This window comes from Streptomyces sp. NPDC006140, from assembly GCF_040628815.1.
Lineage (GTDB): Bacteria > Actinomycetota > Actinomycetes > Streptomycetales > Streptomycetaceae > Streptomyces.
In genome coordinates this window covers 38,564-51,192 of sequence record NZ_JBEXTS010000006.1, presented here as the reverse complement: position 1 = coordinate 51,192, position 12,629 = coordinate 38,564, and the positions used below count along the sequence as shown (strand labels likewise).

General features: G+C 70.0%; 11 protein-coding genes and 1 riboswitch. Of the genes, 3 read left to right on the top strand and 8 right to left on the bottom strand.

All coding sequences use genetic code 11. The features are described 5' to 3' along the window. The first annotated feature begins 73 nt into the window (after positions 1–73). Positions 74–1,069 carry a LuxR C-terminal-related transcriptional regulator gene (locus tag ABZ386_RS17720; RefSeq protein WP_356669771.1) on the top strand — a complete coding sequence of 332 codons (996 nt, stop codon included), beginning with the start codon at positions 74–76 and terminating at the stop codon, positions 1,067–1,069. 135 nt (positions 1,070–1,204) lie between these two features. On the opposite strand, the gene ABZ386_RS17715 is transcribed toward ABZ386_RS17720, so the two are convergent. From ABZ386_RS17715 to ABZ386_RS17680, 8 genes are all read right to left on the bottom strand, one after another. After that, positions 1,205–2,587 (bottom strand): dipeptide ABC transporter ATP-binding protein, encoded by a 1,383-nt coding sequence (locus tag ABZ386_RS17715; protein ID WP_358965044.1) that lies wholly within the window; start codon positions 2,585–2,587, stop codon positions 1,205–1,207. After that, complete coding sequence (locus ABZ386_RS17710) at positions 2,584–3,678, bottom strand: ABC transporter ATP-binding protein (RefSeq protein ID WP_356502045.1); 1,095 nt, start codon at positions 3,676–3,678, stop codon at positions 2,584–2,586. Before ABZ386_RS17710 ends, ABZ386_RS17715 begins: the two co-directional genes overlap by 4 nt. Then, on the bottom strand, positions 3,675–4,682 hold the full coding sequence (locus ABZ386_RS17705) for an ABC transporter permease (protein ID WP_114255429.1): 1,008 nt from the start codon (positions 4,680–4,682) through the stop codon (positions 3,675–3,677). Before ABZ386_RS17705 ends, ABZ386_RS17710 begins: the two co-directional genes overlap by 4 nt. A gap of 81 nt (positions 4,683–4,763) precedes the next feature. Then, positions 4,764–6,518 (bottom strand): ABC transporter substrate-binding protein, encoded by a 1,755-nt coding sequence (locus ABZ386_RS17700; RefSeq protein WP_351340940.1) that lies wholly within the window; start codon positions 6,516–6,518, stop codon positions 4,764–4,766. A 68-nt stretch (positions 6,519–6,586) separates the two neighbouring features. Then, positions 6,587–7,585, bottom strand: a complete 999-nt coding sequence (locus ABZ386_RS17695; protein ID WP_351340937.1) for an ABC transporter permease — start codon at positions 7,583–7,585, stop codon at positions 6,587–6,589. A gap of 370 nt (positions 7,586–7,955) precedes the next feature. Beyond that, complete coding sequence (locus ABZ386_RS17690; protein WP_114255427.1) at positions 7,956–8,756, bottom strand: enhanced serine sensitivity protein SseB C-terminal domain-containing protein; 801 nt, start codon at positions 8,754–8,756, stop codon at positions 7,956–7,958. A 165-nt stretch (positions 8,757–8,921) separates the two neighbouring features. Continuing rightward, positions 8,922–9,710, bottom strand: a complete 789-nt coding sequence (locus ABZ386_RS17685) for an enhanced serine sensitivity protein SseB (protein WP_356502043.1) — start codon at positions 9,708–9,710, stop codon at positions 8,922–8,924. A 151-nt stretch (positions 9,711–9,861) separates the two neighbouring features. Next, a complete protein-coding gene (locus ABZ386_RS17680) occupies positions 9,862–10,533 on the bottom strand; it encodes an AAA family ATPase (protein WP_358965043.1) in 672 nt (223 codons plus the stop codon). Positions 10,534–10,775: 242 nt separating this feature from the next. Next, positions 10,776–10,875: riboswitch (glycine riboswitch) on the top strand. A 146-nt stretch (positions 10,876–11,021) separates the two neighbouring features. Between ABZ386_RS17680 and gcvT the strand changes: the two genes are divergently transcribed. Then, positions 11,022–12,143: a glycine cleavage system aminomethyltransferase GcvT gene (gcvT, locus tag ABZ386_RS17675; RefSeq protein WP_358965042.1), complete on the top strand. Its 1,122-nt coding sequence runs from the start codon at positions 11,022–11,024 to the stop codon at positions 12,141–12,143. A gap of 97 nt (positions 12,144–12,240) precedes the next feature. Continuing rightward, entirely contained in the window at positions 12,241–12,618 is a 378-nt protein-coding gene (gene gcvH / locus ABZ386_RS17670; protein ID WP_086562694.1) for a glycine cleavage system protein GcvH, read from the top strand. The last annotated feature ends 11 nt before the right edge of the window (positions 12,619–12,629 follow it).

Below are 12,629 nucleotides of genomic sequence, written 5' to 3'. Positions count from 1 at the left end.
CGACACTGAGGGCACAGATCCAGCCGCAGGTGGGATCATGAATCTGCACTACGGAAACCTGAAGGGGGGGCACATGTGCACAGAAATGGACAACCTCGCCAGAACCGGTGAGGTGGAACTCTGCGACCGGGGACTCACCCAGTACCGGGACGCACTCATGAACGGCAGCACCTCTACGGAGGTGGCGGAGTGTCTCCATACCCTGGGGCTGCTCCGGCCCGCCGCATCGAACTCCGGAACGCTCGAACCCGTGTCACCGGACGTCGCCCTGAGCGTGCTCAGCCAGCCCATCCACCGCGTCATCCTGGAACAGCAGGATGCCCTGGCCGCACTGCACCTCGCGATCTCACGTGCCAACAGCACCTACGCGGACGTGCAACAACAGCGACGAGCACCCGTCCGGCCGCTCCTGGGGGAGGAGGCCATCAGCGCCTCGCTGGAGGAGGCCGTACGGTCCTGCCGGGAGGAACTCCTCACCGCCCAGCCCGGCGGCGGCCGCTCCGAGAACATCCTGGCCGAAGCCCTCGACCGGGACCTCGCCCTGCTGGCCCGGGGTGTCCGGCAGCGCACCCTGTACCAGCACACCGCCCGCTCGCACGGCCCCACCCTGACCTACATCGAGCAGGTGGCCAAGAACGGTGCCGAGGTCCGCACGCTCGACGAGCTGTTCGAGCGCCTGATCATCTGTGACCGGACCGTGGCCTTCATCCCGAACGCCCAGCAGGAGCGCCGTCAGTCGGCCCTCATGATCGAGCACCCCGGGGTCGTCGCCTACCTCGTCGGCGTCTTCGAACACGCCTGGGAGCGAGCGGATCCCATCCCCGTCGTGGCGTCCTGCGAGCGGCCGCCGCTGCTGACCGACCAGACGCGGCAGGCCATCTTGCGGTTGATGGTCGACGGGTACACCGACGCGAGCATCGCGAGCCGTCTCGGCATGAGCTCCCGCACGGTCGCGGCCCACATCAAGAAGGCAGCGGAGGCGCTGGGCAGTCGCAGCCGCGCCCAACTCGCCTATCTGGTCGCGCAGTCGGGGGTGCTGGACCAGCCCGCGGGGCAGCAGGCGAGCTGAGCCGCACCGTCGCGTGCGCCGACGACGCGACGGGTGGCAACGCCCTCGGCCCCCGATCCACACCAGGGATCGGGGGCCGAGTCGCCGCGTTCCGGACCGGGCCGCCGCAGCAGGCTGCCCGGACCCGGTCAGGGGTTACTGCTTCGAACCTCCGGCCTCCGGGGACTCCTCGGCCCCGGCGGCACCGGAGGCCTCACCGGAGTCCGCCGGCCGCGCGACGGCCTCGGAAGAGGCCTCACCCTCGGAGCCCTCGGCACCGGAGGAGGCCTCGGCACCGGAGGAGCCCGCGGCGCCGGAGGAATCCGCGGCACCGGAGGAACCCGCGGCGCCGGAGGAACCCGCAGCACCGGAGGAGGCCTCGGCAGCGGAGGAGCCCTCGGCGGCCACGGCCTTCGACGTCTGCGCCGACTTCTCCACGACCGCCGCCGGCACCAGCTCCACGGCCTGCTTGGCCTCCGAGAGGAGCACGGTGTCCTGCGGCTGCTGGTCCGCGAAGTTCTCCGGGTGGTGGCAGGCGACCCGCTGGCCCGCGCGCAGCTCCGCCAGCGGCGGCTCGGTCGTCCTGCAGATCTCCGTCGCCTTCCAGCACCGGGTGTGGAAGCGGCACCCGCTCGGCGGGGCGATCGGCGAGGGCACGTCGCCCCTGAGCAGGATGCGCTCGCTCTTGGCCGCCCTGCGCCGCGGATCCGGGATCGGCACCGCCGACAGCAGGGCCTTGGTGTACGGGTGCATCGGACTGGCGTACAGCGAGTCCCGGTCGGCCAGCTCGACGATCTTGCCGAGGTACATCACCGCGATCCGGTCCGAGACGTGCCGGACGACCGACAGGTCGTGCGCGATGATCACATACGTCAGGCCGAGCTCGTCCTGGAGGTCGTCCATCAGGTTGACGACCTGGGCCTGGATCGACACGTCGAGCGCGGAGACCGGCTCGTCGGCCACGACCATCCGCGGCTTCAGGGCCAGTGCCCGGGCGATGCCGATGCGCTGCCGCTGACCGCCGGAGAACTCGTGCGGGTAACGGTTGTAGTGCTCGGGGCTCAGCCCCACCAGCTCCAGGAGGCGCTGGACCTCCTGCTTGACGCCGCCCTCGGGTTCCACGCCCTGCAACCTGAACGGCGCCGAGACGATGGTGCCGATGGTGTGCCGGGGGTTGAGCGAGCCGTACGGGTCCTGGAAGATCATCTGCACGTCGCGGCGGAGCGGGCGCATGCCGCTCGTGCCGAGGTGCGTGATGTCCTTGCCGTCGAACTCGATCTTCCCGCCGCTGGGTTCGAGCAGCCGGGTGATGAGACGGCCCATGGTCGACTTGCCGCAGCCGGACTCGCCGACGACGCCGAGGGTCTCGCCGCGGCGCACCTCGAAGTCGATGCCGTCCACGGCCTTGACCGCCCCGGCCTGCCGCTGCAGCAGGCCCTTCTTGATGGGGAAGTGCTTGACCAGTCCCTCGACCTTGAGCAGCGGTTTCTCATCGTCGGTCACGGCCGTCGTCCCTGCCCGGGTATCGGTCTCGCTCACAGCTTCGGCGCAATCTCTTCGTTCCAGATCCGGGTGCGGTCCTCCTGCGACAGGTGGCAGGCGGTGAAGTGCCTGCCGCCCACCTCGCGCAGCTCGGGCCGCTCGGTGCGGGTGATCCCGCCCTTGGGGATGTCCGCGTACGGACAGCGGGGGTTGAACGCGCACCCCGAGGGGACGTTGATGAGGCTGGGCGGCTGGCCCTTGACCGGGATGAGCCGGTCGGTCTGCTCGCGGTCGATCCGCGGCATCGAGCCGAGCAGGCCCCAGGTGTAGGGATGCTGCGGCTGGTAGAAGATCGTGTCGACCGGTCCGCGCTCCACACAGCGCCCGCCGTACATCACGAGGATGTCGTCGGCGATCTCGGCGACCACGCCGAGGTCGTGCGTGATGATGATGACCGCGGAGCCGAACTCCTTCTGCAGGTCCCGGATCAGGTCGAGGATCTGCGCCTGCACGGTCACGTCGAGCGCTGTGGTCGGCTCGTCCGCGATCAGCAGCTCGGGGTTGTTGACCAGCGCCATGGCGATCATGGCGCGCTGCCGCATACCGCCGGAGAATTCGTGCGGGTAGCTGTTGACGCGCTTGTCGGGCTCGGGGATGCCGACCCGGTCGAGGAGTTCGACGGCGCGCCTGCGGGCGGTCTTCTTGTCGACGTCGTGGTGGACCCGGTACGCCTCGACGATCTGGTTGCCGACCGTGTAGTAGGGGTGCATCGCGGACAGCGGGTCCTGGAAGATCATCGCCATGTCATGGCCGCGCAGCCGGCGCACCTCGTCGGGGCTCGCCGAGACGAGTTCCTTGCCGTCGAGCCAGATCTCGCCGGACATCCGCACGTTCTTGCCGCGGTTGCCCAGGCGGTGCAGGCCCATGATGGCCAGCGAGGTCACCGACTTGCCCGAGCCGGACTCGCCCACTATGCCGAGGGTCTGGCCCTTCTCCAGCTGGAAGGAGAGCCCGTCGACGGACTTGACCAGGCCGTCGTCGGTCGGGAAGTGCACCTTGAGGTCACGCACATCGAGGAAGGCCCGGGGGCCCTCCCTGCTGGGCGTCGGCTCGCCCACGGCGGCCCCGGTCTTGGTCAGTTCGGTCACGAGAGCCTCACGCGCGGGTCGACGGTGGCGTACAGCACGTCCACCACCAGGTTGCAGAGCACGACGAAGAAGGCCGCCAGCAGGGTGACGCCGAGGATCGGCGGCAGGTCGTTGTCGGTGATGGCCTGGACGGCGTACTGGCCGATGCCGGGCAGGGAGAACACCGACTCGGTGATCACCGCGCCGCCGAGCAGCAGGCCGATGTCCATGCCGAAGACCGTCACGATCGGCGTGAGCGCCGCCCGCAGGCCGTGCTTGACGACGACCTTGCGCTCCTTCAGGCCTTTGGCCCGTGCGGTGCGGATGAAGTCCTCGTTCATGGTTTCGAGCATGCCGGACCGGGTGAGCCGCGCGTAGATGGCGGAGTACAGCAAGGCCAGCGAACACCACGGCAGGAACAGGGTGTTGGCCCACTGGGACGGGTTCTCGGTGAACGGCACATAGGTCCGCCCGAAGATGTCCAGCTGATAGCTGAAGACGAGCAGGGCCAGCTGGCCGGTGAAGAACATGGGGAGCGACACACCGGCGAGGGCCACGCCCATCGCGGCGCGGTCGAAGAACGAGCCCGGCTTGAGCGCGGAGATCACACCGGCGGCGACACCCGACAGCAGCCACAGCACGGCGGCGCCCGCTGCCAGGGAGATGGTCACCGGCAGCCGGTCCACGAGCTGGGGCCAGACTTCGATGTGGTTCTTGAAGGAGTAGCCGAAGCAGGGCAGCTCGCACTTGACCGTGTTCGGGCCGAGGTTGTAAGTGGCGCCGGAGACGATCCCCTTGATGAACTCCCAGTACTGCTCGTAGACCGGCTTGTCGAGCCCGAGGTTCTGCTTGACCGCCAGGATGTCCTCGGGCGAAGGGTTCTTTCCGATGTACTGGGCGGCCAGCTGGTCGGGACTCTGCCCGGCCAGTCTCGGCAGCAGGAAGAAGATGCCGAAGGTGACCGCGGTGACGACCAGCAGCAGGATCACTGCCGCGATCGCCCGGCGGATGATGTACGAGATCACGGGGACCGGCGCCGGCGCCCGCGGGGGGTGAGACCCACGGGCGCCAATGCCTTCACCTGCCTTCCAGGGCTGCTCTTCGCGCTACTTCTTCGTCGTACCGAGGTTGAGGGCGTCGTACTGACCGCTCCAGGCGGCCGAGGACACCACGTTGGTGGCGTTCGGCGAGCGGTACAGCAAGACCTTGAAGTAGGTCAGCGGCACGATGACGGCCTCGTCCATCGTCTTCTTGTCGGCCTCGGCGTAGGCGGCGTTGCGCGCCGACTCGTCGGGGTTCTGGATGGCCTCGTCGAGCAGCTTGTTGACCTCGGCGTTGTCGAACGACGAGAGGTTGGTGTTGCCGGAGGAGCTGATGGCCTTGCCGTTGAGGATCTGGTTCAGGTAGCCGTAGCCGGTCGGCCAGTCGGCGCCCCACTGCATCATCATGATGCCGATGCCCTGCTTCTTGGCGAACGCGGGCACACCGGCGTAGTCCGTGAAGTACTTGCCGGACGGGTACTGCTTCATCTCGGCGTTGATGCCGACCTTCTTCAGCGAGTCGATGATCGCCGTGGCCGCGTCGACCTCCTGCTGACGGTCGCTGCGCGCGGAGATGTAGGTCTTGAAGCCGTTCGGCTGCTTGCAGGCGCTCAGGTGCTCCTTGGCCTTGGCGGCGTCACCCTTGTTGCCCTTGGTGGGGTAGGCGTCGAACTTCTGGTAGCCGATGACGTCCGGCGGCAGCACCGTGGAGGCGATGTCACCGCGGACCGGACCGCCCTGCGCGGTCTGCACGGCCACCTTGTCGATGGCGTACTGCACGGCCTTGCGGCACTCGACGTTGTCGAACGGCTTGACCGTGGTGTTGAGCGCCGCGTAGACGAGACGGCCACCGTAGGTGTTGTCCGTGTTGGCCTTCTGGTCCTTGTTGTTGAGCAGCTGCGCCTGCGTCTGCGTGTCCACGCCGCGGCCCGCCAGGTCGACGGTGGTGGTGCCGGCCATCAGGTCCTTGTCGATCGTGGCCTGGTTGACCTTCAGGTTGACCACGATCTTGTCCGGGTACTGCTTGCGCAGCGGGTCGGTCTTGGCGCTCCACTCGGGGTTGCGCACCAGGGTGACCGACTTGCCCTCCTGGTAGCTCTGGAACTTGTACGAGCCCGAGGAGACGATCTTCTTGGTGTAGTCGACGCCGGTGTCCTTGGCCTTCGGCACCGGAGCCGTCTGCGGGGCGGTGACCAGGTAGTCGAAGTCCGTGAACGGCTGCTTGAGCTTGAAGGTGATCGTGTACTTGTCCGGCGTCTCGATCGACGCCAGGCCCTTGTCGCTCTTGTCCTTGTACGGGCCCTTGTACTTGTCGCCGCCGTCCAGGAACTGGGCGAAGTAGTTCGGGCCGAGGGAGAGCACGTCACGGGCGAAGTTGGAGCGCTCCACCGCGTACTTGACGTCCGCCGAGGTGACCTCCGTGCCATCCTCGTACTTCACGCCCTGGCGGAGCTTGTACGTCCAGGTCTTGCCGCCGTCGGACGACTGGCCCTTGGACTGCGCCAGGTCCGGCACGATCTCGTTGCCCTTCTCGCCGGGGGCCGGCTTGAAGGTGAGCAGCGGACGCGCGTAGAGGCGGCTGAAGTTGTACATGTACGCGTAGTACGTGTTGCCCGGGTCGAACGAGTCCGGCACGTCGGACATCGCGTAGGTGACCGTGCCGCCCTTCTCCGTGGAGGCGTTCACGACCGACTTGGTGGCGGCATCGGCGGTGGCCTTGCTGCCGCCGTCGTCGCCGTTGTCGTCGGCCTTGCTGCAGCCCGCCAACACGAGGCTGGCGCTGCTGATGGCCGCGGCGACGGCAATTGCTGACCTTCGCATGATGGTCGGATTCCCCTTCTGAAGTTGAACACTTGGGCTGGACGCGGCACCGGCCGCGACCGCAGACGTCAGCGGCTGCGGGGGTCGAGAGCGTCCCGGAGGCCGTCACCGAGGAGGTTGAAGGCCAGTACGGTGACGAAGATGGCGAGACCGGGGACGAGCATGTACTGGGGATCGACCTCGAAGAAGTCGACCGCCTGGTTGAGCATGCCGCCCCACGACGCCTGCGGCGGCTGGATGCCCACGCCGAGGAAGCTGAGGGAGGCCTCGAAGAGGATGTTGGTCGGGATGAGCAGCGTCGAATAGACGATGATCGGCGCGACCAGGTTCGGCAGCAGCTCCTTGAAGAGGATGTACGGCCCGGAGGCGCCCATCCCCCGTGAGGCGTCGACGAACTCCCGCTCGCGCAGCGCCAGCGTCTGACCGCGGACGATGCGGCCCATGTAGGGCCAGTTGAAGAAGCCGATCACGAAGATCAGCACGAGGATGTGCAGCGGGAGGCCCTCGAGCCCGAACGCGCCGCCCTGGAGCGTCGCCGAGATGGCGATGGCGAAGAGCAGCAGCGGGAAGGCCAGGAAGGTGTCCATGAGCCGGCTGATGACCGCGTCGACGCGCCCGCCGTAGTAGCCCGCGATCAGGCCGAGCACGGTACCGATCACATTGGACAGCACCGTCGCTCCGAAGGCCACGACGAGGGAGACCCAGGAGCCCTCCAGGATGCGGGCGAGGATGTCGCGCCCGAACTTCGGCTCCACACCGAGGGGGTGGTCCCAGCTCATGCCGCCGAAGTCACCCTTGGGGAGGGTGGTGTTGGGGTCGATGAGGTCCTGGTGGAAGGCGTTGGGGTCGAGGCCCAGCAGCGACTGCAGCGGGCGGGACAGTGCGGCCGTCAGGATGAGCAGCACGACCACGACGCCGCCCGCGACCGCCACCTTGTCGCGCTTGAAGCGGGTCCAGGCGATCTGCCCGAGGGACCGGCCCTCGATGTTCTGGGACTTCACACCCGCCAGCACGGCCTCCGGCTGGGCCTCGGCCTGCGATCCGGTGGTCTCGATCGGTGCCGTCACAAGTGCCCTGCCCCTTCTCGCCGGTGGTCACCGGCCCCCTTGCCCACCGTTGTCGGCGGCTTGATCCACTGTGGCTATGGCGTGGCGTCCGCAGATGGTACGGCCACCGTCAGGCCGATCCTCAGCTTGGTATCGCTCACAGGATCGACGGCCTCGCGCCTGAGAGGCGAGTCTTCAACGCGCTCACGATCACACGCCAGGCCTGATGGAGAAAGTATGCGCAACCGTGATGCCGACAAGGGGATTCCGTTATCCGGACACGCAGGCGCGTGGTCCGGACGTTACGGCGTTGGACGTACGCATCACGCCGCGTGCCACCCGGCGTCCGCGAGCGGGACGGTCGGCGGGGCGACGGCCGGTGCCGACCGCGTCAGTACCGGCCCTGCGCCGGCGGGTAGCCGTAGCCCGAGGCCGGGGCCTGGACGGGGGCGGTGGCGTGGGCCTCGCGGTCGTAGAAGGGCCGGGCGTTCGCCCGCAGCCACATGGCGACCGGGTCGTGCTCGTCGGACATCGCGACGGTCGAGACGGGGAGCCCGTCCGGTACGGCGCCGAGGGACTGCTGCATCATCGCGCGCACCGAATCCACGGCCGGCGGCGAGGCGTCGTACACATCCAGGCCGATGGCGAGGTACGGCGCCCCGAGCGCGGGCTGCACCCAGGCGCGGCGCAGGGAGCGGACGGCCGGGGTGCGGTGGGCGTTCTGCGCGAGCAGCGCGTAGAACTGCGGGACCTCGATGGCGGGTTCGGACAGCCGCAGCGGCCCGGCGGGCTGGCGGTCCAGGCCCGTGGCGATCCGGCGCAGGTCGAGCCAGGGGATGCCGACGCCGCCGCCGGGGGCGTGCGGGTTGAGCCAGAGGCCGTAGTGGTCGGGGTAGAGGGCGCGGGCGACGTCGACGCCGTCGACCACCTCGTAGGAGCGGTTCCAGCCGCTGGCCGACAGCTCCTGCGCGGAGGTGACGCAGGGGGCGTAGCCGTAGCCGTCGACCTCCATGTTTCCGTACTGGGCGTCCGGGGAGCCGGCCTGGCCGTGCCACAGGAGCATCCAGATCTGGCCGGTGTGCGGGGTGGCGAGCGCGCGCAGGAGGGCCTCGTAGGCGTCGTAACGCCCGGGCGTGACCTGGCGCAGCATGTGCTCGACCTGTCCGGCCGCGGCCGTGCCGCTCGCGCTCACCTTTACCGCCCCTTCGTACAACGCCTCGACCGTGACCTAGCTTAAGCCCGCCCACCGACTCGGGACCGGCCCTCGTCCGGCGAGTGCGGGTCCGTCCGTGGCTCGTCGCGCCCACGCGGCGGAGCCGCATGGTGTCACAGCCCCGCGCCCCCCGGGTCCCTTGCCCTACCGCTGGTAGAAGGGCCGGACCCGGTCCCTCATCCAGTTGCCCACCGGGTCCTCCGTCACGTCCAGGAGGACGAGGTTGACGGGCCAGGGCGCCGGTGCCGTGGTGACGGCCCGGGTCAGGGCGTCCAGGGGCAGGGCCCGCAGGTCGCCTTCCCACTGGGAGAGTTCGACGCCCACGAACATCACGGGGTCGGCGGTCTCGATGGCGGCGAGGCAGCGGCGGGCGGTGAGGACGACGCCGATCGCCTCGAACTCGGCGGACGCGGCGGCGAGGAAGTCCACCGGGTCGTCCTGCCAGTCCGGCTCGAAGAGGCGGACCCGGCCGCCGCTCGCGGGGCCGTCCAGGGGGGTCCGGCCGGCCCGGCACAGTTCGGCCACGGCGGGCGGCGGGAGCGGGATGCCGACGACACCGCCCGGGTTGACGGCGATCCCCGCGTGCGGGGGCAGACCGCGGGCGAACTCCACGGCGGGGGCGATGGTGTACGGCATGTGGGAGCCGGCGACCTGGCGGAACTGCTCCTCGGAGCTGAACACCGGGACGTACGCCTGGCCGTCGATCTCGATGCCGGGCAGGTCGAGGGGGCCGCTGTGCGGGCCGCCGCCGTTGGGCAGCGGGACCCACACGAAACTCCGGCCGAGCACCTCGACGATCCGCCCGCCGGCGGACGGCCCGGCGCCGAGGGAGGCCGAGAGCACCTCCTCCAGCTCGTTGCCGGGCCATCCGCCGTGCGGGTGGGTCTGCGTCTGCGCCGGGAAGTCCGCGGAGAAGTCCGCCGGGAAGTCCATCTGCCTACCGCCTGCCTGGAACCACTGCTGTGGCCCAAAGGCTAACGGCTCCCGGCCGACGACCGGCGGGCCCGGGGCCCTGGGCGATCGGTCCGGGACCCGTGGCGCACGGCATCGGCTCCCGACCCATGACACACGGCCGGCCCCCTGCTCAGCCCGTGAAGGCGATGCGGCGCAAGGTGTTCGCCGCGTCGCGGTCGACCAGGATCGCGCCGCCGCAGCCCGAGGGCAGTTCGCCGGCTTCCACGGCGCGCAGCAGGCGGTTGGTCGCCGCGCGGTGGCGCAGGAACGCGTAGCGCGAGACGCCGCGGCCGCGGTCGCGCTGGCCGGCCAGGGCCTGTTCGGGCGTGACGTCGAGGAGGAGCAGGTGCAGGGTGCCGCCCCGGCGGCGGGCCTCGCGGGCCAGCCAGCGGCGGACCCACGCCTGCGTGCCGCAGTCGTGCACGACGACCCCCTCGCCGCCGCGCAGGGCGCGGCGCAGCCCGGCGTAGTGGGCGAGGCGGACGAGGGGGCGGTAGACCGCGTAGGGAAGGAAGCGCGGCATGCGGCGGTCCCAGCGGTCGCGGGTGTCCTGGGAGTCGACGCGCGGGCCCGGCACGGTGCGCCGCATGAGCGTGGACTTGCCGCTGCCGGGCAGGCCCGTGACCACGATGAGGTCGCGGGGGCCGAACAGCAGCGCGCGCGGGCCGCGGCCGGCGCGCTCGCGCAGATCGCGGACGACCGGCGCCGGCACCGGGCCGCAGGCCGCCCGGGCCGGTGCGGCGGCCGGCTGCTCGGGCAGCGCGATGCCCGTGGTCGTGGCGTACGCCGTGGTCCTGTTCACCGTGATCGTCCTCCCCTGGGGCCAGGTACGGAGTCCCATCCCCGCCGAGTGTAAAGAGAAGGTAATGCCGGAGGCTCTCGTTTCGGTCCTTGTCCTGCAACAGGGCTGCTACAGGGTGTCGCGGGTCGCTGCGGGTCGCTGTGTCCGGCGCGGGGGACGCTGTGCACTCCCTGTGAAAGGTCCCCCTGCCGCGCCGGAAGGATGCGTGCAATGATGTGCGCGCCAACTGCATACCGGCCGTTTGAATCCGCGCGGGAGAGTTCCCAGCACCGCTGACGCTGGGGCGCCGAAGGAGCAAGTCCCTCCCTTGAATCTCTCAGGCCCCGTTACCGCGCGGGCGAGGCACATCTGAAAAGCGGGCCGCTGCGACAGCGGTCCCACCCAAGGTGCAAGCCATGGACCGGCGCGGTCATGGCGAACCTCTCAGGTTCCGATGACAGATGGGGAGGAACGACCTCGCCCGTCATTGCCTTGGGAGACGACCGACCGTGAGCAGTACAGGAGAACTCCGTCACACCGCGCTCGATGCCCTGCATCGTTCGCTCGGCGCGACGATGACCGACTTCGCCGGCTGGGACATGCCCCTGCGCTACGGCTCCGAGCGCGACGAGCACACCGCCGTGCGCACGAGGGCCGGCCTGTTCGACCTCTCCCACATGGGTGAGATCACCGTCACCGGCCCGCAGGCCGCCGCCCTCCTCGACTTCGCCCTGGTGGGCAACATCGGCGGCGTGAAGCCGGGCCGCGCCCGCTACACCATGATCTGCCGGGCCGACGGCGGCATCCTCGACGACCTGATCGTCTACCGCCTCGGCGAGACCGAGTACATGGTCGTCGCCAACGCCTCCAACGCCCAGGTCGTCCTGGACGCGCTGACCGAGCGCGCGGCCGGCTTCGACGCCGAGGTGCGCGACGACCGGGACGCCTACGCGCTGATCGCCGTCCAGGGCCCTCAGTCCCCCGGCATCCTGGCCTCCCTCACGGACGCCGACCTCGACGGGCTGAAGTACTACGCCGGCCTGCCCGGCACGGTCGCCGGGGTCCCGGCCCTGATCGCCCGCACCGGCTACACCGGCGAGGACGGCTTCGAGCTGTTCGTGAAGCCGGAGCACGCCGTCGAGCTGTGGCAGGCCCTGGCCAAGGCCGGTGAGGGCGCCGGACTGGTCCCGTGCGGGCTGTCCTGCCGCGACACGCTGCGCCTGGAGGCGGGCATGCCGCTGTACGGGCACGAGCTGAGCACCTCCCTGACGCCCTTCGACGCCGGTCTCGGCCGCGTGGTGAAGTTCGAGAAGGAGGGCGACTTCGTGGGCCGCGAGGCCCTGCGCGAGGCCGCCGCCCGGGCCGAGCAGAACCCGCCGCGCGTCCTCGTCGGGCTCGTCGCCGAGGGCCGCCGCGTCCCGCGCGCCGGGTACGCCGTCGTCTCGGGCGGCGAGGTGATCGGCGAGGTCACCTCCGGCGCCCCCTCCCCCACCCTCGGCAAGCCGATCGCCATGGCCTACGTCGACGCCGCGCACGCCGCGCCCGGCACGCCCGGTGTGGGCGTGGACATCCGGGGCAGTCACGAGCCGTACGAGGTCGTGGCGCTGCCGTTCTACAAGCGGCAGAAGTAGACACTGGCCACGGGCGCCACGAGTTCCCGGGCACATCACCCCGCTCACCAGCGGTCCCCTTCACCAGCACTCCCGCGCGTACAGGAGAATCCAGGCCATGAGCAACCCCCAGCAGCTGCGCTACAGCAAGGAGCACGAGTGGCTGTCGGCCGCCGAGGACGGCGTGTCGACGGTCGGCATCACGGAGCACGCGGCCAACGCGCTCGGCGACGTGGTCTTCGTCCAGCTCCCCGAGGTCGGTGACACGGTGTCCGCGGGCGAGACCTGCGGCGAGCTGGAGTCGACCAAGTCGGTGTCCGACCTGTACTCCCCGGTCTCCGGTGAGGTCACGGAGGTCAACGAGGACGTCGTGAACGACCCGTCGCTGGTGAACTCGGCCCCCTTCGAGGGCGGCTGGCTGTTCAAGGTGCGGGTCACGGACGAGCCGGGCGACCTGCTCTCCGCCGACGAGTACACCGCGTTCTCCGCCGGCTGAGGAGTCGTAGC